Source organism: Mesorhizobium sp. P2_F8 (genome assembly GCF_056403655.1).
Genome location: NZ_JBFUFB010000006.1, coordinates 1 through 19,351, shown reverse-complemented (window position 1 = coordinate 19,351; position 19,351 = coordinate 1). Strand labels below are relative to the sequence as shown.

The 19,351-nt window shown below is 63.2% G+C and carries 23 protein-coding genes; 16 read left to right on the top strand and 7 right to left on the bottom strand.

The window, feature by feature from the left end; translation table 11 throughout:
- Window positions 1–38: 38 nt before the first annotated feature.
- Genes dprA through AC1DZP_RS15610 form a run of 4 tightly spaced genes read right to left on the bottom strand, consistent with a single transcriptional unit; the run spans window position 39 to window position 4,078 of the window.
- On the bottom strand, window positions 39–1,172 hold the full coding sequence (gene dprA / locus AC1DZP_RS15625) for a DNA-processing protein DprA (RefSeq protein ID WP_477303573.1): 1,134 nt from the start codon (window positions 1,170–1,172) through the stop codon (window positions 39–41).
- Complete coding sequence (plsY, locus tag AC1DZP_RS15620; protein ID WP_477303571.1) at window positions 1,169–1,756, bottom strand: glycerol-3-phosphate 1-O-acyltransferase PlsY; 588 nt, start codon at window positions 1,754–1,756, stop codon at window positions 1,169–1,171. Before plsY ends, dprA begins: the two co-directional genes overlap by 4 nt.
- A gap of 58 nt (window positions 1,757–1,814) precedes the next feature.
- Window positions 1,815–3,101 carry a dihydroorotase gene (locus AC1DZP_RS15615; protein ID WP_477303569.1) on the bottom strand — a complete coding sequence of 429 codons (1,287 nt, stop codon included), beginning with the start codon at window positions 3,099–3,101 and terminating at the stop codon, window positions 1,815–1,817.
- The gene (locus tag AC1DZP_RS15610; protein WP_095091837.1) at window positions 3,098–4,078 is read right to left on the bottom strand and encodes an aspartate carbamoyltransferase catalytic subunit; all 981 of its coding nucleotides are present in this window, start codon (window positions 4,076–4,078) and stop codon (window positions 3,098–3,100) included. Before AC1DZP_RS15610 ends, AC1DZP_RS15615 begins: the two co-directional genes overlap by 4 nt.
- Window positions 4,079–4,256: 178 nt before the next feature.
- On the opposite strand from AC1DZP_RS15610, the gene AC1DZP_RS15605 reads away from it, so the two are divergent.
- The 3 genes from AC1DZP_RS15605 (at window position 4,257) to AC1DZP_RS15595 (ending at window position 6,977) form a co-directional block, all read left to right on the top strand.
- Window positions 4,257–5,885 carry a DNA alkylation response protein gene (locus AC1DZP_RS15605; RefSeq protein ID WP_477303567.1) on the top strand — a complete coding sequence of 543 codons (1,629 nt, stop codon included), beginning with the start codon at window positions 4,257–4,259 and terminating at the stop codon, window positions 5,883–5,885.
- 196 nt (window positions 5,886–6,081) lie between these two features.
- Window positions 6,082–6,636 (top strand): hypothetical protein, encoded by a 555-nt coding sequence (locus tag AC1DZP_RS15600; RefSeq protein ID WP_477303565.1) that lies wholly within the window; start codon window positions 6,082–6,084, stop codon window positions 6,634–6,636.
- Window positions 6,636–6,977: a DUF6105 family protein gene (locus AC1DZP_RS15595; protein ID WP_095091836.1), complete on the top strand. Its 342-nt coding sequence runs from the start codon at window positions 6,636–6,638 to the stop codon at window positions 6,975–6,977. Before AC1DZP_RS15600 ends, AC1DZP_RS15595 begins: the two co-directional genes overlap by 1 nt.
- Here AC1DZP_RS15595 and ruvX read toward each other — a convergent pair.
- Entirely contained in the window at window positions 6,895–7,401 is a 507-nt protein-coding gene (gene ruvX, locus AC1DZP_RS15590) for a Holliday junction resolvase RuvX (protein ID WP_477304175.1), read from the bottom strand. The two genes, AC1DZP_RS15595 and ruvX, sit on opposite strands and share 83 nt — an antisense overlap.
- A 123-nt stretch (window positions 7,402–7,524) precedes the next feature.
- On the opposite strand from ruvX, the gene AC1DZP_RS15585 reads away from it, so the two are divergent.
- From AC1DZP_RS15585 to AC1DZP_RS15560, 6 genes are all read left to right on the top strand, one after another.
- Window positions 7,525–8,232, top strand: coding sequence for a metal-dependent hydrolase (locus AC1DZP_RS15585; protein WP_095091835.1), 708 nt, complete (start codon window positions 7,525–7,527; stop codon window positions 8,230–8,232).
- Between the two features lie 24 nt (window positions 8,233–8,256).
- Window positions 8,257–8,673: a hypothetical protein gene (locus tag AC1DZP_RS15580; protein WP_477303563.1), complete on the top strand. Its 417-nt coding sequence runs from the start codon at window positions 8,257–8,259 to the stop codon at window positions 8,671–8,673.
- Between the two features lie 125 nt (window positions 8,674–8,798).
- Window positions 8,799–9,086, top strand: a complete 288-nt coding sequence (gene gatC, locus AC1DZP_RS15575; RefSeq protein ID WP_477303562.1) for an Asp-tRNA(Asn)/Glu-tRNA(Gln) amidotransferase subunit GatC — start codon at window positions 8,799–8,801, stop codon at window positions 9,084–9,086.
- Between the two features lie 7 nt (window positions 9,087–9,093).
- Window positions 9,094–9,549 (top strand): GNAT family N-acetyltransferase, encoded by a 456-nt coding sequence (locus AC1DZP_RS15570; protein WP_477303560.1) that lies wholly within the window; start codon window positions 9,094–9,096, stop codon window positions 9,547–9,549.
- Window positions 9,549–11,114, top strand: coding sequence for an amidase (locus AC1DZP_RS15565; RefSeq protein WP_477303558.1), 1,566 nt, complete (start codon window positions 9,549–9,551; stop codon window positions 11,112–11,114). Before AC1DZP_RS15570 ends, AC1DZP_RS15565 begins: the two co-directional genes overlap by 1 nt.
- A gap of 29 nt (window positions 11,115–11,143) precedes the next feature.
- Complete coding sequence (locus tag AC1DZP_RS15560) at window positions 11,144–11,941, top strand: YdcF family protein (protein ID WP_457150872.1); 798 nt, start codon at window positions 11,144–11,146, stop codon at window positions 11,939–11,941.
- Here AC1DZP_RS15560 and AC1DZP_RS15555 read toward each other — a convergent pair.
- On the bottom strand, window positions 11,914–12,633 hold the full coding sequence (locus AC1DZP_RS15555) for a DUF599 domain-containing protein (protein ID WP_457150873.1): 720 nt from the start codon (window positions 12,631–12,633) through the stop codon (window positions 11,914–11,916). The genes AC1DZP_RS15560 and AC1DZP_RS15555 overlap by 28 nt on opposite strands.
- Before the next feature lie 179 nt (window positions 12,634–12,812).
- Between AC1DZP_RS15555 and AC1DZP_RS15550 the strand changes: the two genes are divergently transcribed.
- The 4 genes from AC1DZP_RS15550 (at window position 12,813) to AC1DZP_RS15535 (ending at window position 16,429) form a co-directional block, all read left to right on the top strand.
- Complete coding sequence (locus tag AC1DZP_RS15550) at window positions 12,813–14,216, top strand: L-serine ammonia-lyase (protein WP_095091828.1); 1,404 nt, start codon at window positions 12,813–12,815, stop codon at window positions 14,214–14,216.
- A gap of 234 nt (window positions 14,217–14,450) precedes the next feature.
- Window positions 14,451–14,888 carry a DUF1489 family protein gene (locus AC1DZP_RS15545; RefSeq protein ID WP_477303556.1) on the top strand — a complete coding sequence of 146 codons (438 nt, stop codon included), beginning with the start codon at window positions 14,451–14,453 and terminating at the stop codon, window positions 14,886–14,888.
- Between the two features lie 111 nt (window positions 14,889–14,999).
- A complete protein-coding gene (locus tag AC1DZP_RS15540) occupies window positions 15,000–15,731 on the top strand; it encodes a vWA domain-containing protein (RefSeq protein WP_477303554.1) in 732 nt (243 codons plus the stop codon).
- Window positions 15,731–16,429, top strand: coding sequence for a DnaJ domain-containing protein (locus AC1DZP_RS15535; protein ID WP_095091825.1), 699 nt, complete (start codon window positions 15,731–15,733; stop codon window positions 16,427–16,429). Before AC1DZP_RS15540 ends, AC1DZP_RS15535 begins: the two co-directional genes overlap by 1 nt.
- 47 nt (window positions 16,430–16,476) lie before the next feature.
- Here AC1DZP_RS15535 and AC1DZP_RS15530 read toward each other — a convergent pair whose 3' ends face one another.
- Window positions 16,477–17,937: an SPOR domain-containing protein gene (locus AC1DZP_RS15530; RefSeq protein WP_477303552.1), complete on the bottom strand. Its 1,461-nt coding sequence runs from the start codon at window positions 17,935–17,937 to the stop codon at window positions 16,477–16,479.
- A gap of 285 nt (window positions 17,938–18,222) precedes the next feature.
- Here AC1DZP_RS15530 and AC1DZP_RS15525 point away from each other — a divergent pair, with 285 nt between their 5' ends.
- The 3 genes from AC1DZP_RS15525 to AC1DZP_RS15515 form a co-directional block, all read left to right on the top strand.
- Window positions 18,223–18,552 carry a phasin family protein gene (locus tag AC1DZP_RS15525; protein WP_184874143.1) on the top strand — a complete coding sequence of 110 codons (330 nt, stop codon included), beginning with the start codon at window positions 18,223–18,225 and terminating at the stop codon, window positions 18,550–18,552.
- Between the two features lie 277 nt (window positions 18,553–18,829).
- Window positions 18,830–19,159 carry an ATP-dependent Clp protease adapter ClpS gene (clpS, locus tag AC1DZP_RS15520; RefSeq protein ID WP_010909565.1) on the top strand — a complete coding sequence of 110 codons (330 nt, stop codon included), beginning with the start codon at window positions 18,830–18,832 and terminating at the stop codon, window positions 19,157–19,159.
- A 6-nt stretch (window positions 19,160–19,165) separates the two neighbouring features.
- The coding region (locus AC1DZP_RS15515) for a Clp protease N-terminal domain-containing protein (RefSeq protein ID WP_133372816.1) at window positions 19,166–19,351 on the top strand (186 nt) is incomplete at its 3' end.

Below are 19,351 nucleotides of genomic sequence, written 5' to 3'. Positions count from 1 at the left end.
TGACGAACGTCGAACGGGTCGGGGATCGACGTTGCGCTTCAATGACCTTCGAACACCAGCGAAACATGTCCGCCGGCATGCCGCTCGAGCCGGCCGGCGAGGTCGAGTTCCAGGAGCACCATGAAGACCTGGGCCGGATGCAGGCCGGTGTGGCGGATGATCTCGTCGACCGACACCGGCGTCGGGCCAAGCGCCTCGATGACGCGGGCGCGGTCGCTTTCGCCCGGCGGCGGCGTGACCGAGAAGTCGGGCGGGTCTTGAAACGGTGGCACATCCGGCGCCCGCAAACCGGTCAGTGGTGCGATCGCCCTGGAAATGTCCGAGGCCTCGGTGACCAGGGTGGCGCCATCCTTGAGCAGGCCGTTGGCGCCGGCGGCGCGCGGATCCAGCGGCGAGCCCGGCACGGCGAAGACCAGCCGGCCCATTTCGCCGGCAAGCCTGGCGCTGATCAGTGATCCAGAGCGCTGCGCCGCCTCGACCACCACCAGCCCAAGGGCAGCGCCTGCGACAAGGCGGTTGCGGCGCGGAAAATCCTGGGCGCGCGGCTGCCAGCCGAACGGCATTTCCGAAATGACGGCGCCGCGCTCGGCAATTTCCTCGCACAAGCCGGCGTTTTCAGGCGGGTAGGGCAGGTCGAGCCCTCCGGCCAGCACACCGATCGTGCCGGTCGACAGGCTGCCCTGATGTGCCGCCGTGTCGATGCCGCGGGCCAGTCCCGAGACGATGCCGTAGCCGTCGCGGCCGAGCTCGGCAGCCAGCATGCGCGCCATCTTGATGCCGGCCAGCGATGCGTTGCGAGCACCGACGATGGCGACCCCCGGCAGCCGGAACACGGCGGCATTGCCCTTGACGGCCAACAGTGGCGGCGGATGGTCCATGTTGCGCAACAGCGGTGGATAGTCGGGCTCTCCGATGCCAACAAAGCGCGCGCCGGCCTTTCGGGCTGTCTCCAATTCGGCCTCGGCTTCGGCGATCGACGGGATGCGGGCGATGCGGTTGGCGCCGCCCGAAATCATCAATTCCGGAAGTATTTCCAGTGCCACCTCGGCCGAACCGAAGCGGTTGATCAGGTCGCGAAAGGAGGCCGTACCGACATTCTGGGTGCGGATCAGCCGCAGCCAACTCACCCGCTGCCGGTCGCTGAGGCGCGGCCCGGCGGCGGGTTCGCTCACGTCTTGGCTCCGATCTTGCCCTCGGTGCCGGCAAGCAGGCGCGAAATGTTTTCCCTGTGTTTGATAAAGACGATGATGCTCATCACCACGAACAGGGCGGCGATCTGCGGCGTGCTCAGGAAATAGAGGGCGATCGGCACGACAATGGCCGCCGTCAGCGCTGCCAGTGAGGAGTATCGGAACAGGAAGGCCATCACCAGCCAGACGACGGCGAAGATCAGCGCCACCTGCCAGGCAAGGCCGATGAGCACGCCGAGATAGGTCGCGACGCCCTTGCCGCCCCTGAAGCCCAGCCATGCCGGGAAGAGATGGCCGAGAAAGGCGCCGAGACCGGCCCAGAGCGCCAATTCAGGGGCGAAATGGCCTGTTATCAACACGGCGGCGGTGCCCTTCAGCGCGTCGAGCAGCAGCGTCGCGGCGGCAAGCCCCTTGTTGCCGGTGCGCAGCACATTGGTTGCGCCAATGTTGCCCGAGCCGATCTTGCGCACATCGCCAAGGCCGGCCGCGCGGGTGAGCAGAAGTCCGAAGGGAATCGAGCCCAAGAGGTAGCCGAACACCAGCGCCGGGATGAGGCTGTAAGTCATTGTTTCCCCCGCATTTCCCCCAGAATGGCCGGATCAGGCGCGGTGTGCGGTGGCCGGCTCAGATTGAGAACACTGTGCGGCCCGCCACCAGCGTTTGCAAGACCTTGCCCTGCAACCGCGCGCCTTCGAAACAGGTGTTTTTCGAACGCGAGCGAATGCCGCTCTCGGCGACGATCCAGGGTTCGTCCAGATCGACCAGCGCAAGATCGGCAATCGCCCCCGGCTTCAGCGTGCCGCCAGGCAGGCCGAACAATCTCGCCGGCGCAGTCGATAGCGTCTCGATCAGCCTTAGCAGTGGCACATCGCCATTGTGGTAGAGCCGCAATGCCGCGCCCAGCAGGGTTTCGAGCCCGATGGCCCCTGCCGCCGCGTCGGCAAAGGGCAGGCGCTTGGTGTCGACATCCTGCGGATCGTGCGAGGAGACGATGATGTCGATGGTGCCGTCCCTGACTGCCTCGATCATGGCCAGCCGGTCTTCCTCGGCGCGCAACGGCGGCGTCAAGCGGAAGAAGGTGCGGTATTCGCCGACATCGTTTTCATTGAGCGACAGATTGTGGATCGCCACGCCTGATGTCACGGTCGCGCCGTCGACTTTCGCCCGCGTCACGGCGTTTGCCGCCATCGCGGTCGAGATCTTCGCCGCATGGTACGAACCGCGCGTCAGCCGTGCCAGGGCAAGGTCGCGCTCGAGAGGGATGGATTCGGCTTCACGCGGGATGCCGGAAAGGCCGAGCCAGCTAGCGTATAGGCCCTCGTTCATGACGCCGGACGACCCGAGGTCCGCGTCCTGCGTCTCATGCACGATGGTGGCGCCGAAGTCGCGTGCATAGGTCAGCGCGCGGCGCATCACCAGGGCGCTCGATATGGTGTGGCGGCCGTCGGTGAAGGCGACGGCGCCGGCTTCGCGCAAGAGGCCGAACTCGGTCATCTCGCGGCCGTCGAGGCCTTTGGTAATCGCCGCCGCCGGAAAGACGTTGACGCTTGCGGTGTCCTTGGCGGTGCGCAGTACGAATTCGACCAGCGCCACATTGTCGATCACCGGGTCGGTGTCGGGCATCATGACGATGGAGGTGACGCCGCCGGCCGCCGCGGCGACACTGGCCGAAGCGATGGTTTCGCGATGCTCGCCGCCCGGCTCGCCGATGAAGACGCGGCCGTCGATCAGGCCTGGAATGATCGCCTTGCCGGCGCAGTCGATAATGGTCGCACCCCCCGGGGCGCCCTGGTTCAGCGCTGCCTTGCCGGCGGCGACGATCTTGCGGCCATCGACGATGACGGAGCCGACTTCGTCGACACCGCGCGATGGGTCGACAATGCGAGCGCGCTCAAAGACCGTTATGCTCATGCGCCGCGGCCCTCTTGATTGCGGCCCTCTTGATTGCGACGCGGGTCGAGCAGCGCTTCCATCACCGCCATGCGCACGGCAACGCCCATCTCGACCTGTTCCTGGATGACGCTTTGCGGGCCGTCGGCGATTTCCGAGGCGATCTCGACGCCGCGGTTCATCGGGCCGGGATGCATCACCAGCGCGTCGTCCTTGGCGGCCTTCAGTTTTTCGGCATCGAGTCCGAAATAGCGGAAATATTCGCGGACCGAAGGCACGAAGGCACCTTCCATGCGCTCGCGCTGCAGGCGCAGCATCATCACCACGTCGGCGCCCTTGAGGCCTTCGGCCATCGAGCGGGTGACTATGACGCCCATTTTCTCAATGCCACTGGGCAACAGGGTCGACGGTGCGACGACCCGCACCTGCGCGCCGAGCGCGTTGAGCAGCATGATGTTGGAGCGCGCCACGCGCGAGTGCAGGATGTCGCCGCAGATCGCCACGATCAGCTTCGACAGCGGACCCTTGGCGCGGCGGATGGTCAGCGCATCGAGCAGAGCCTGTGTCGGGTGTTCATGCGCGCCGTCGCCGGCATTGACCACCGAGCAGCCGACCTTCTGGGCAAGAAGGGCGGCAGCGCCCGCCGACTGGTGGCGGATGATCAAGATATCGGGCCGCATGGCATTCAGCGTCATCGCCGTGTCGATGAGCGTCTCGCCCTTCTTCACCGATGAGCTCGCCACCGACATGTTCATGACATCGGCGCCGAGCCGCTTTCCGGCGAGCTCGAACGACGATTGCGTGCGCGTTGAAGCTTCATAGAAGAGGTTGATCTGGGTGCGGCCGCGCAGCGTCGAGGTTTTCTTCTCGGACTGCCGTGAAATCGCGACGGCGCGATCCGCCCGGTCGAGCAGAAGCTCGATGTCGGCGGGGGAAAGATCACGGATGCCCAGAAGATGGCGGTGAGGGTAGAGTGGCAGGGACGAAGCGTCGGTCATCTCAAGGCGCTGCTATAGGGTGGAGATTTTGCGGCTGCAAGCGGCAGCTTTGGATTGGAGCCGTTCTCCCCGGTATTTTCATCGCGCGCGTTGCAAGGCTTGGGCTATATCTAGCCGATGGCCTCGGATTCGTGGTTTTCTGACGATAGGGACCTTTCTCCCGATAAAAGGATTGGGCGTGACCGACGACGTGACGAACCAGCCGCCGCCGCTGACGGGCGGCAACGCCTGGCGGGGCGATCCGTTGCTGATCCAGCTTGCGGAGCGCTTTTCCGATCCGGTGCGCAAGGACCTCGACGGGCTCGGCCGTTTCGTGCTGACGCAGGAGGCGCAGGAATTGGCCCGTCTCGCCAATGTCGAGACGCCGAAGCTCAGGACGCATGACCGCCAGGGACGGCGCATCGATGTGGTCGAGTTCCATCCCGCCTATCATGCCCTGATGCGCCGCTCGGTGGCCAATGGGCTGCATTCCTCGGTTTGGGAAAACGGCGACGCCGAGATTGGCCGCCGCCACCAGGTCCGCGCTGCCCGTTTCTATCTGACGGCGGAGCTCGAGACCGGGCATCTGTGCCCAATCACCATGACCAATGCTTCCCTGGCGGCGTTGATGGCCAGCCCAAAACTGTTTCGCGAATGGGCGCCGCGGGTGACGACGCGCAAATACGACCAGGGCCAGAAGCCACCGGTCGAAAAGACCGGGCTGACGCTCGGTATGGGCATGACCGAAAAGCAGGGCGGCACGGATGTGCGCGCCAATGTGACAAGGGCGGAACGCGTCGGTAGCGGGTTCTATCGCCTGACGGGGCACAAATGGTTCATGTCGGCGCCGATGTCGGATGCGTTCCTGGTGCTTGCACAGGCGCCGGAGGGGCTCTCCTGCTTCCTCGTGCCGCGCGTTCTCGGCGACGGCTCGGGCAACGGTTTCCGTTTCCAGCGGCTGAAGGACAAGCTCGGCAACCGCTCGAACGCCTCTTCCGAGGTGGAATTCGTCAACGCCATCGGCGAGATGGTCGGCGAACCGGGTGCGGGCGTGAAGACGATCATGGACATGGTGACCTTGACCCGGCTCGACTGTGCGGTCGCATCTTCGGCGATCATGCGTGCAGGTCTTGCCGAAGCCGTTCATCATGCCCGCCATCGACAGGTGTTCGGCGCCAATCTGATCGAGCAGCCGCTGATGCAGCGCGTGCTGGCCGACATGGCGCTCGATGTCGCCGCCGCCACCGCGCTGTCGTTCCGGCTGGCGCGGTCCTTCGACGAGGCGGCGAGCGATCGCGGCGAAGCGGCATTCGCCCGCGCCATGACGCCGGTCGTCAAATACTGGGTGTGCAAGATCGCGCCGCCTTTGCTCTACGAGGCGATGGAGTGCCTCGGCGGCAACGGCTATGTTGAGGAGGCGCCGCTCGCCCGCTACTATCGCGAGGCCCCGGTCAATGCGATCTGGGAAGGATCCGGCAATGTCATGGCACTCGACGTGCTGCGCGTGCTCGGCCGCGCGCCCGGCCTGTTCGAGGATGTGCTGGCCGGTATCGACCGTGACCTCGGCGCCGGCGGGCGCGGCACGATCGGCGTGCTGAAGGCGGCGATGCAGGTTGCAGCAACGGACGACGGCTCGGCCCGGCTGCTTACCGAACAGCTGGCGCTATCGGCGGCGGCGGCGGAATTGCGCCGGCTGGGGGCAGGGCGAATCGCCGACGCGTTCGTCGAAACGCGGCTCGCCGGCCAGTGGCGCAACACTTATGGCATGCTCGATTCGCGTCATGACGCGCGCATGATCATCGACACGCTCTATCCGCCTGTGAATTGAGTTTGCAAGATCGCAAAAAACCGGCGCCATCGATCATTTTGAGGCGCCGGCGAGCCTCCACACGCGCGTCATTAATCGTCGTTAACCTTAACAAATGGTTTCCGTTGCGGTGACGAGCGGCAAAGCCCACTGTCGCGGCGAGAGCAAGGAATGGTTCAAATTGGCCAAATCCCTGCTGTGCGAAGCGGGAATGCCGATGCGACATGTATTGACCTCTTTTCTGACCTTGCACTGGGCGATCGTTTTCGCCCTGCTTGCGTTCATCTGCATCGACGGAAACCGTGGTGTGGCTGCGGCGCTGGGTGTGTTGGGTGCCACCATCGAGGGCACTCGCTTCATCGACCTCGACAACGCCATCGTCGTGGCCCCGCTCGCCACCGCCTTGCTGGTCGTCGCTGTGCTGTTCTTCTGGGCCTTTGTCGAAACCCTGATCAATGACGCGACCAGCCAGGCTGTCGACAGCGTCGCCCGCATCGCCTTCATCTCCGCATCTGGCGTATTGTCGCTGATCGTCGGCGGCGGCGCCGCGCAAGGCATCAACGGGCTGTTCATGGTTGTGGCGGTGCAGCTGGCGGCACTTCTAGCATCCTATGTTGCCATTCTTGCCGAGCGACGGTCTGTTGCAGCGGTTGCTCCGGGCAATATCGAAATCCGCGTCGCCGCGCACGGCATGGCCGAGGCCGCGGCCCACAATTCGCTGCTTTCGCTCATATCGGGCCGGACAGGCCCGAATCCCAGGGGAGGCCGCTGATGCGTTACATCTTCGCATTGTGGGCGGGCCCGATGGCGCTGTTCTGGGGCTGGTTCTACCTGTCGCTCAACGACATGAACTTCGGTTATGTCATGCTGAGCCGGCGGCTGCACGACTTCGTCTTCCAGCTCTATGGCCAGATGCTCGGTATCGATCCGGCGACAATCCCCGGCATGGTAGCAAAGGCCTGTGTGTTCGACGGGTTTCTGCTGATGGCGCTCTGGGCGTTTCGCCGCCGCCGCGAGATCGCCAGCTGGATCAAGCGGCGCTGGGCGGGTCCGGTTCCGTTCGAGCGGATGCGTGAAGCGACTGAAGCCGGTCCAAAACTCCCTGCAGAATAAACGCGGCTGCAGCCGAATCGATCTTGCCGGCGCGTTTGCGGCGCGAGAAATCCATCTCGATCAGCGTCCTTTCGGCCGCGACCGTCGATAGCCTTTCGTCCCAGAGCACGAAGGGCAGGTCGCTCACCTGCGCCATGTTGCGGACGAAGGCGCGCGATTTCTGCGCGCGCGGCCCTTCCGAACCGTCCATGTTGATCGGCAGTCCGATCACCACCGCGCCGGCATTCTCCTTCTGCAGCAAGGCTAGCAGCACGACTGCGTCGAGCGAGAATTTCCTTCGCATGATAACCGGGCGCGGATGGGCGAAGGAGAACCTCTGGTCCGAGACGGCGACGCCGATCGTCTTGTCGCCGAGGTCAAGCCCTGCCAGCGTCTTGCCGCCGGCAAGCCGCGCCGGCAATTCCTCGATCATGATAATGCCCAATGGCCGTCCTTCGTCCTTCACCGCCATGTGTTCTCTCAGACACACAACGGACACAGTAACCCTTTGATCTCAGGGCTATCGGCGTTCTATCCTTTGGCAAGGCAAAAATCGAGGAAAGCATTCATGAAATTGACCTGGTACGGCCATTCGGCGTTTCGCATCGAAACCGCTGACGCCAAGATCCTCATCGACCCCTATCTGATCGGCAATCCGTCCTGGACGGGCGGCTGGGAAGGGCCGGCCGAGGGCATCACGCATGTGCTGCTGACGCACGGTCACAGCGACCACATCAGCGGTGCGCTGGAAGTGCTGGGCAAAAGCGGCGCCCAGTTGGTCGCCAATTTCGAAATCTGCATGTACCTGGTGGGCAAGGGCGCCAGCGACAAGAAGATCAACCCGGGCAATATCGGCGGCACCGTCGATTGCGGCGGCTTCACCACCACCTTTGTCCAGGCGCTGCACTCCTCCTCGTTCCCGGGCGATGGCGGCCAGAACACTTATCTCGGCAATCCGGGCGGCCTCGTCCTGCACTTCCCGGAAGACCGGACGCTCTATCACATGGGCGACACCGACATCTTTTCCGACATGGCGCTGATCAACGAGTTGCATGAACCGAAGATCGGCATCGTGCCGATCGGCGACCGCTTCACCATGGGCGGTGCGGTGGCCGCGCTCGCCTGCCGCCGCTTCTTCAAATTCGAAACCGTGGTTCCCTGTCACTTCGGCACGTTTCCGATGATCGATCCGACCGCCGATAAGTTCGAGGCGGGCCTGGAAGGATCCGGCGTCAAGGTGGCATTGCCGAAGATCGGTGAGACGATTACGATTTAGACGCAGCCAAAGCGGAATGAAACCATGGCCTTGAGGCAGTCTCTTTGCGTGTCCATGTTGGTCGCGACGTCGCCCGCGCTCGCCGCTGACGATTTCATCGAAGGCGTCTACCTCCAGTCCGAGGAGCTTTGCACACAGGCCAGGAAGGCCACGCTGCAGACGCTGATCGACGCCGGCAACATCGTGCTTTCGGCGCATGGCCTGCAAGGTGTCGAATACAATTGCGAGTTCGTACAGATCAGCAAGGCGACAGCCTCGCCAAGCTGGGCGGTGACGGCCATCTGCCAGGAACCGGTTTATGTGTTTCCCGACGTCCTTTCAGTGACCCAGATGAGCTCGACGCAGATCGATCTCGTCTCGGTCCGGCCGGCCGATGACGAAAGCGAGGCGAACGGCAACAGCGGCAGCTACTATCTGTGCGAGGGCGTTGCCCTGCCATAGACAGCATCTAGACGGTGGACCGATGACAGAAGAGCCGGGCCGACGCCTGGTGCTCTCGCACGATGCATGTTGCGCCGCGCGCGCGGCGCCGCTATAGCCCGAACTGGTTTTCCCCGAGGCAAAACATGTCCGTTGACGTCAAGACAGTGAAGCGCGTCGCGCGTCTCGCCCGCATTGCGGTGAGCGAAGAAGATGCCGAACGCATGACCGGCGAGCTGAACGCCATCCTCGGCTTCGTCGAGCAGTTGAACGAGGTCGACGTTTCCGGGGTCGAGCCAATGACCTCGGTGACGCCTATGGACATGAAGAAGCGCCAAGACGTCGTCACCGATGGCAACACGGCCGCCGATATCGTAGCCAACGCACCGGCGACCGAAGAGAATTTCTTCCTCGTGCCGAAGGTCGTGGAGTAGCGCGCCGATGGCTATCGAGATCGCCGTTGAAACGCCGCTGCAGGACGACGTGCGCGGTCTGGTCAATGAGCTCAACCAAACGCTGCTCGAACTGACGCCGCCGGAGCACTGCTACCACCTGACGGTTGAGCAGATGGCCGGTGAGGATACGACCGTTTTCATCGCCCGCGACAACGGCCTGGCCATCGGTTGCGGCGCGCTGAAGCGTCATGACGGCGCCATCGGCGAGGTCAAGCGCATGTACACGCGGCCTTCGCATCGCGGACGCAAGATCGGCGCAGGGATCGTCGAGCGGGTCGAGGCGCTGGCGCGCAAGGAGGGGCTGAAACGCCTGGTGCTGGAGACGGGCGATCGTCATCCAGCCGCGTGGACCGTCTACGAACGCGCCGGGTTTTCGCGCTGCGGCCCGGTGCTGGATTATCCCGATTCCGAGTGGTCGGTGTTTTACGAAAAGAGCCTTTGATGAGCGACCTAACCCAGCTGACGATTTCACAGGCCCGTGCCAAGCTGCGCGGCAAGGAAATCACCGCGACCGAAATCACCGAGGCCTATCTCGCCGCCATCGATCGCGCCAATCCGGTGCTCAATGCCTATGTGGCGGTGACCGGCGACAAGGCGCGCGACATGGCCAAGGCGTCCGACGCCAAACTGGCGAAGGGCGAGGGCGGTGCGCTGGAAGGCATCCCGCTCGGCATCAAGGACCTGTTCGGCACCGAAGGCGTCCATACCCAGGCCTGCAGCCATGTGCTTGACGGGTTCAAGCCGCGCTACGAATCGACCGTTACCACCAATTTATGGACCGACGGCGCGGTCATGCTGGGCAAGCTCAACATGGACGAGTTCGCCATGGGCTCGTCCAACGAGACGTCCTACTACGGCCCGGTCATCAACCCGTGGCGGCGTTCGCGCCTCGACACGGTGGTGATGCCGACCACGCATCAGGGCGACGGCGGCTTCGTATCGGCTGGCGGCACCAGGACCGCGCGCAGCCTGGACAATGCGCAACTGGTGCCGGGTGGTTCCTCCGGCGGTTCGGCAACCGCGGTCTCGGCCTTCCTGTGCGCCGGCGCGACGGCGACGGATACGGGCGGCTCGATCCGCCAGCCGGCGGCCTTCACCGGTACTGTCGGCATCAAGCCGACCTATGGACGCTGCTCGCGCTGGGGCATTGTCGCCTTCGCTTCGTCGCTCGACCAGGCCGGACCGATCGCCCGCGATGTGCGCGATGCCGCGATCCTGTTGAGGTCGATGGCCTCCGTCGACCCGAAGGACACAACCTCGGTCGACCGGCCGGTGCCGGACTATGAAGCGGCGATCGGCAAGCCGATCAAGGGCATGAAGGTCGGCATCCCCAAGGAGTACCGCGTCGACGGCATGCCCGAAGAGATCGAGGCGCTGTGGCAGAAGGGCATTGCCTGGCTGAAGGACGCCGGCGCCGAGATCGTCGATATTTCCTTGCCGCACACCAAATACGCGCTGCCGGCCTATTACATCGTGGCGCCCGCCGAGGCGTCGTCCAACCTCGCGCGCTACGACGGCGTCCGCTACGGGTTGCGCGTGCCGGGCAAGGACATCGTCGATATGTATGAGAAGACCCGCGCCGCCGGTTTCGGCCGCGAGGTCAAGCGCCGCATCATGATCGGTACCTATGTGCTGTCGGCGGGCTATTACGACGCCTACTATCTGCAGGCGCAGAAGGTGCGCAATCTGATCAAGCGCGACTTCGAGAAGGTCTTCGCCACCGGCGTCGATGTCATCCTGACCCCGGCGACACCATCCGCCGCCTTCGGCATCGCCGATGAGGACATGGCGGCCGATCCGGTCAAGATGTATCTGAACGACATCTTCACCGTCACCGTGAACATGGCTGGCCTGCCGGGCATCGCCGTGCCGGCGGGGCTCGACGCCAAGGGCCTGCCGCTCGGCCTGCAGCTGATTGGCCGGCCGTTCGATGAGGAAACCCTGTTCCAGACCGCCGCTGTCATCGAGCAGGCGGCCGGCACATTCCAGCCGGAGAAGTGGTGGTAAGGATGTCGCTCGTCCAACGGGGTTGAGCGATGTTCTTCTATCTTTCCAAAGTCTTCTGGTTTTTCGTCCAGCCGCTCAACCTGACGATCTTCCTTCTGCTGGCGGGATTGGTTGCCGCAATGATCGGCCGCCGGCGGCTTGCCGTCACCGGCAGCGTGCTGGCGTTTCTGATCCTTGGGCTGTCGGCCTGGACGTCGCTTGGTGCGATGATGCTCAACCCGCTGGAGGAGCGTTTCGCGCGCCCGCCACTGCCGGAAAAGGTCGACGGCATCGTCGTGCTCGGCGGCGGCTTCGAAGGTGCCATCAACCTGGTGCGCGGCGGCTATGAATTGAACAGCGGCGGCGACCGGATGGTCGAGACCGCGATTCTCGCCCGGCGCTTTCCAACCGCGAGGGTGGTCGTCTCCGGCGGCACTGGCGAACTGTTCCTCGAAGGCGAGGGCGACGCAGCCACGGCACCCCGATTGCTCACTGCGCTTGGTGTGACGGCCGATCGCCTGATCCTCGAGAACAAGTCCCGCAACACCTATGAGAATGCCGTCTTCACCAAGGAGCTGGTAACACCGAAGCCCGGCGAGACCTGGCTGCTGGTGACCTCGGCCTTCCATATGCCGCGCGCCAAGGCGCTGTTCGACAAGGCCGGTTTTGCAACCATTCCCTGGCCGGTCGACTACCGCACCACGGGGCGGGAAGGCATCGGCCTGTTCCGCGACAATCCGGCCGATTCGCTGCAGGTCACCACAATGGCCATCCGGGAATGGATCGGGCTCTTCGCCTACTGGATATCGGGCCGAATCGATCAGCCTTTTCCCGCGCCCGGCGGCTGACCGATCACCGCATGTCTGGCCGCCGAGAAGAACTGGCGCCGCACCAGCACGGCCAGGAGCAACAGCGTCGACAAAACGAACACCGTGGGATCGACGAACCAGCCGAGATAGCCGATCGAGAAGAACACGCCGCGCAGGCCGGAATTGAAATGCTTTCCGGCCAGCATGTTCATTTGCGTCGCACGCCAGACCGCTGTTTCGGTGACCGGGTTGCGTGACGCTTCGCCATGCTGGATCGGCACGGCGCCGATCAGGATCGTGCAATAGTTGAACAGCCGGTACGCCCAGCCGAATTTGAAGAACGAAAACGCCAGGATCAGGACCAGGCCGAACACCTTTATCTGAAAGGCCGCGCGCGACGGGGCGTCGCCCAGGGGCAGGTCGCTCAGCACCTCAAGTACCCGGTCGGATGCGCCGAGCAAGGCAAAGCAACCGCCGATCGCGATCAATGAGCTGGAGGCGAAGAAGGCGGTTCCCTGTTGCAACCCGCTCATGATGGCGGTGTCGACGATGCGGATCTCGCGTTCGGCCATGGTGCGCATCCAGGCTTGCCGCTGCGTGTTCATCGCCGTTGTCAGCGATACGCGGCTGACCAGCTTGCCGTCGGAGGCAAGCGTGTGCAGCAGCCACGCGACGAGGAAGAAAGCCAGCGCCGCGAGATCGGCTGTCGAAAGATCGAGGGAATCGCCCATAGTCCGAATTTATCACATTCAGTGCGATCGCTTCGATGCTCGCCAGGGAGCGATCGAACCAATGTCGCTGCCGGAGCAAACAAGGTCGGCAGGCGATGCGCCGCGATTTCCAAAAGAGCGGAAACATCCTGGGAATTCCTATATATATTCCTTGACGTGACTCCAGGAGACAGCGCCGCGTGTTCCTTTCGGTTTTCGACCTGTTCAAGATCGGCATAGGACCCTCGAGTTCGCACACGATGGGTCCTATGACCGCCGCAGCGCGGTTTCTCGACGAGGTCGCGGGAACTGACTGGCCGCGTCCGGCGGGCGTCAAGGTCGACCGTCTCGCCGCCAGCCTGCATGGCTCGCTAGCCTACACAGGCATCGGCCACGGCAGTGATCGCGCGGTCGTGCTCGGCCTCGCCGGCCTGACGCCGCAGACTGTCGATCCCGATCAGGCTGATGGCATTGCCAGCCGCATCACCGCGGAGAAGCGCATTTCGCCGCCCGGCCATCCGTCCTATCGTTTCGACCCGGCCACCGATCTGGTGCTGGACCGCAAGACGCCGCTCACCGGCCACGCCAACGGGATGGCGTTCTATGCGTATGATGCGGGCGACCGCTTGCTGCTCAAACGCATCTACTATTCGATCGGCGGCGGCTTCGTGGTTTCGGAAGAAGAGCTGCAGCGGATGAAGGCCAAGGGGTCGGTGACGACCGAAGGCAAGAAGGTGCCGTATCCCTTCAAGAATGCGGTCGAGATGCTGGCGATGGCCGGCAAAAGCGGCCTTTCCATCGCCGACATGAAGCGGATCAACGAAGAGACGCAGATGTCGCGCGAAAAGCTCGACGCCGGCCTCGACGGCATCTGGAGCGCCATGAAGGGCTGCATCGACCGTGGCCTGTCGCAGGACGGCATCATGCCGGGCGGACTGAAGGTGCGCCGGCGTGCGCGCATGCTGCATGACAAGCTGCAGGAGCAGTGGCAGCAGAACAGACCCAATCCCTTGCTCGCCAATGACTGGCTGTCGATTTACGCCATGGCGGTCAACGAGGAGAATGCCGCCGGCGGCCGCGTCGTCACCGCGCCAACCAATGGTGCTGCCGGCACACTGCCGGCGGTGCTGCGCTACTGGCTGCATTTCCATCCCGAGGCCGATCAGCCGAGCATCCGCGACTTCCTGCTGACGGCTGCAGCCGTTGGCGGCATCATCAAGACCAATGCCTCGATCTCCGGCGCAGAGGTTGGCTGCCAGGGCGAGGTCGGGTCGGCATCCGCGATGGCCGCGGCTGGCTTGTGCGCCGTCATGGGCGGCACGCCAGAACAGGTCGAAAATGCCGCCGAGATCGCGCTCGAACATCATCTCGGCATGACCTGCGATCCGGTCGGCGGGTTGGTCCAGGTGCCCTGCATCGAGCGCAATGCGCTGGGCGCGGTCAAGGCGGTGACGGCTGCGTCACTGGCGATCAAGGGCGACGGCATCCATTTCGTGCCGCTCGACGCGGCGATCGAGACGATGCGCCAGACCGGCCTCGACATGAACGAGAAGTACAAGGAAACCAGCCTTGGCGGGCTCGCCGTCAATGTCGTGGAGTGCTGAGAGGCCGTTTGGAAACCCACTCCGACGGCCATCTGGCAGCGTTTTCTGCGCTTGCGGTGCTCACGGACCCAAATGTCCGCTACGCTCCGGTTCTCGAAACCACCACCATATGACTCGCCAGAGCGAATTTCGAAACGGCCTCTGGGCACCACAGGCTTGGGGTCTGGGTGCTGGCACTGTGGAGAAGTCGATCAGGCCATTGACGCATCCGCGCGCCGGACTAAACCTTAAGCGATGTCTCTCAATCTCATAAAACTCTGTGTCGGCTGCGACAGCGTCGAGGATCTCGAAGAGTGGATCGCCTTTCGCCTCGACGAGCGGCGGCGCGCCGGTGAGCCGGTCGAGCAGTATCACACGACGCGAATGGTGCCGACGCGCGGCGCCGAGATCACCGACGGCGGTTCGCTCTACTGGGTGGTCAAGGGCAATGTGCAGTGCCGGCAGTTGATCACCGAGATCCGGCCGTTCATCGACAGCGAAGGCATCGGCCGCTGTCATCTCATTCTCGATCCGCAAGTCGTGCGCACCGACTGGCAGCCGCGCCGGGCCTTCCAGGGCTGGCGCTATCTGAAACCGTCGGACGCGCCGGCCGATCTCGGCAAGGGCAAGGTCGGGCTGATCGAGATGCCGCCGAAGCTCAGGCGCGAGCTTGCCGATCTCGGCCTGCTGTAAGCCATCGCACTCCCAAGGGGTTGTCTGCTTCAATTGCGGCTGGTTTGCTGGCCCTCAAACTTGCGTCGCACTGGACTTGCAAGCGGCGCGACAACGCCACATCTTGTTTTCATGAGCGACAAAAAGCAGCCCGTGCCCACAAGGGCCAATCCTGCGCCGGTCAAACCTCAATCCAACGCCGGCGAGATCGAAGCGTTTCTTCGGCAGGCAAGGACGCTGGCCGCGTCGGCGATGGGATCGGGCAGGCTGATCCTTTCGCTCGACGCGACAATGAGCCGCCAGCCGACCTGGGATCTGGCTTGTGAGTTGCAGGGCCAGATGTTCGATGCCGTCGGCAAGGCCGGAACCCTCAGCGTCCAACTGGTCTATTTTCGCGGCTTGGGCGAGTGCCGTTCGTCTGCATTCGTGGCCGACACCAATGCCTTGAAGCAGTTGATGACGCGAATCGAATGCCGCAGCGGCAACACCCAGATCGGCAAGGTGCTGGCGCATGCGCTGAAACAGACGGCCACGGCCAGGGTCAATGCGCTGGTCTATATCGGCGATGCGATGGAAGAGAACATCGACGATCTGGCTGAAAAGGCCGGCAGCCTCGGCCTGCGTGGCGTTCCTGTCTTCGTCTTCCAGGAAGGTCATGATTCCGGCGCAGAAAAGGCGTTTAAGGAAATCGCGCGTTTGTCCAAAGGGGCTTGGTTCCGATTTGATCGGCGGGCTGCCGCGACCCTGGCAGGACTGCTTTCGGCGGTTGCGGTGTTTGCAACCGGTGGGTTGAAGGCGCTCGAAGCCAGGGGCAGGCCGGAAGACCGGCTTATGATTGAGCATCTGCGGGGCGGCGGGAACTGATGGGCGCAATCATCGCATTGGTGGCACTGCTTTTGGTGCTTCTCGGCGTGGCCACGATCTTCCTTCGCGCCGACCCGGCAAAATTGGCCAGCGGCATGAAGACACTTGGGCCGGTCCTCCTAGGGCTGGTCGGCATCGCTATGGTTGCGGTCGGGCGCGAAGGCATTGGCGGCATAATTCTGTCGGCGGCAATCGCCTGGTATGGTTCCATGCGGATGAAGCAGCCGACGGCAAAGCTCGCACCGGGCAAGCGTTCGACGGTGCGCACCGCGGCACTCGAAATGGAGCTTGATCACGATACCGGTGGCCTCGAAGGACTGGTCCTGGCTGGCCGCCACGAGGGCAAGATGCTTGGCGCGATGGGGCTGGCAGAGCTGCAGCATCTTTACCGCGAACTCTCCGGCGATCCGGAGAGCCGGCAACTGTTAGAGACGTATCTTGACGGCAGATTTCCCGTCTGGCGCAAAAACGCTGAGACGGACGGTGGCGAAGGGCTGGGTGTTGCGCCAGGTTCGGGCGCCATGACTAAGGAGGAGGCCTACAAGGTCCTTGGTCTTGAAGCGGGGGCCGCCGCGGCGGATGTCCGCAAGGCGCACCGCCGCCTGATGCAGCGCCTGCACCCCGATATCGGCGGCACGTCTTTCCTGGCGGCGCGGATCAATGAAGCCAAGGACGTCTTGCTCTCCAATCACAATTAGTTCTCCTTCGACGCAGAATTTTTCCGGGAGATTGTTTCCACACCGTCCTACTGCTGGACGGCGTAGCACTCGATGTTCTTCTTCTTCAAAGCGGTGCAGGCCTTCCAGGCGGCGGTCTTGGAACTAAAGCCGCCGAAGCGGGCGCGATAATAGGTGACGCCGTCCTTGTCGAAGGCGACGGTGAAGCCGGAAGCGTCGGCCAGCGCCTTGGGTGCCTGCTTGGTGGTCTTGTCGAGGAAGGCCTGGGCTTCGGACTGCTTGGGCGACGAGGCAACCTGGATTGCCCAGCCCGAGGGCACCGACGCGGTGTTGACCGGGTCGACAGTGGGCGCCGGCGTCGGCGCCGGTGTTGGTTCGGCATAGGCCGCCACGACCTGAGCCGTGGCTACCTGCGGCGCCGATACGATGACGGTCTTGACCTTTTTCGCCTTGACGACAGGGGCAGCGTCTTCGGCAGCCTCTTCGCTCGGCTCGCTCTGCGCGGTGCTGTCTTCCGCTACAGTGGCGTTCTCGGCAACGGTCGCATCGTCCTGGGTCGCGTCATCTTGCGCCACCACCGGCTTGTCGTCCGGCGTTGGCGCGTCGTGCTTGGGCAGCAGCACCTTGGCAAGGGCAGTGATCGGGTTGCTGCCGCTGGCCTTGGCGACCAGATCGCCGCCACCACGGGTCGATGCGCGCGGCATATAGGTGTTGATCAACGCAGCCATCTGGTTGTCGCGGCTGCCGCCCGACGTGCCACCCATGACGACGCCGACTATGCGGCGATTGCCGTCGGAAACCGACGAGACGAGGTTGAAGCCGGAGGCGCGGGTGTAGCCGGTCTTGATGCCGTCGACGCCCTTGATGCGCCCAAGCAGGCGGTTGTGACCATTGATGCGCTGGCGCCCGTAGAGAAAGGAGCGCTGCGAGAAATAGCCGTAATACTGGGGGAAATGCTCCCGCAGCGCGATGCCGAGCGTCGCCATGTCGCGCGCGGTGGTGAATTGGCCGGGGTTGGGCAGGCCGTTGGCGTTGCGGAACACGGTGCCGTTCATGCCCAGCGCACGCGCCTTGGCGGTCATCATGCGGGCGAAATTGGTTTCATTGCCGCCGAGCATTTCGCCGAGCGCGGTCGCCGAGTCGTTCGCCGATTTGGTGACCATCGACAGGATCGCGGTCTCTACCGTGACCGAGCCGCCCGGCTTCACGCCAAGCTTCGTCGGCGGCTCGGCGGCGGCGTTGGCCGAAAACACGACTTGCGAGTTCCTGCTGATCTTGCCCTTCGCCAGCGCCTCGAAGGTCAGATAGAGCGTCATCATCTTGGTGAGCGAGGCCGGATAGCGCCTGCCATCGGCATCCGCCGAATAAAGCACCTTGCCGGTCTTGGCGTCGATGACGATTGCCGCGGACCTCGCCGCCATCGACGAGGCAATGTCGCCGCAGACGACTGTCATCGCCAAGGCGAAGATCATCATCGTTTTGAAAGGGGAGGTGGATTTGGAAACGATGCCCAACAACGCCTGACGCACTTGTATTTCCCTTGGATTCTTCGTTGCGCTGGAGGCGGCAAAGGGTCCTGCCTCACTTCCAGCCAAAGCTACCGGGGCAGCGTTACCAATCCGTTTATGGTAACCGCCGCGTTCACCATTTTCTTCGGGCTTGAAGCTCTCTTTATTCGATTTTTAGCCATTGACTGCGCAGGCGGTGTCTGGACGCCGGTGAAATGTTGACTTTTGTGCGGCGCACAATATACTAGCGTGCATTGCACAAGAGCGCCCCGAAGAAGGACGCTTCAACCCAAGGGAATGCGTGAAATGACCCAGACCTATGAGGACTTCAGCAAATACGGCAAAGAGTTTGCCGATACCGGATTGAAGAGCTTCGCTTCGCTCTCCAAGGGCGCGCAGGCGATCGCCACCGAAGCTGGCGAATACACCAAGAAGAGCTTCGAAGCAGGCAGCGCCGCCGTCGAGAAGATGTTTTCGGCCAAGTCGCTGGAAAAGGCGATCGAGATCCAGTCCGATTATGCCAAGCAATCGTATGAGGCGTTCGTAGCCGAGGCCACCAAGATTGGCGACCTCTATGCCGAACTCGCCAAGGAAGCCTACAAGCCGTTCGAATCGATCGTTGCCAAGGCAAAGTAATTTCGCCTGACGTGAGCAAGATCCGGCCCTTTGGGTGCGGGACAAAACCCGGTCGCGGAAGCGTGGCCGGGTTTTTTCATGTCAATTTCCGCTCCAAGGGCTCGCGCCCCTTCACGATTGCGAAAATCGGCCAAGTTTGGTCACCTAGCCATATTGTCAGCTAAACAGAAGGGCTTAAAATCGTCCATCGAACACCTACATGTCGAACTCGCATGGGGATTCGAAGAGGCAGGAATACGTGACGATCGATTTGACTGCCACGAGACGAGTGGCGCGGATGCAAAACGGCGGCGGCGACGGCAATGAGGCCGGCCGCGGGACGGCCGTTATCACGCGCACCAAAACCAAGACCAAGAAGCCCAGCCTTTACCGGGTCCTCATCCTCAACGACGACTACACGCCCATGGAGTTCGTGGTTCACGTGCTGGAGCGTTTTTTCCAGAAGGACCGCGAAGCCGCCACACGCATCATGCTTCATGTTCACAATCATGGAGTGGGCGAGTGCGGGGTCTATACATTCGAGGTGGCCGAGACCAAAGTGTCTCAGGTCATGGATTTCGCCCGACAGAATCAGCATCCGCTGCAATGCGTGATGGAGAAGAAGTGAGGTAACATGCCGGCTTTCTCCCAAGGCCTGGAAAAGGCGCTTCACCAGGCGCTGACGCTCGCCAATGAGCGGCACCATGAATATGCAACTCTTGAACATTTGCTGCTCGCGCTCATCGACGACACCGAGGCGGCCGCCGTCATGCGCGCCTGCAATGTCGATCTCGACGAGCTGAAGCACACGGTTCTCACC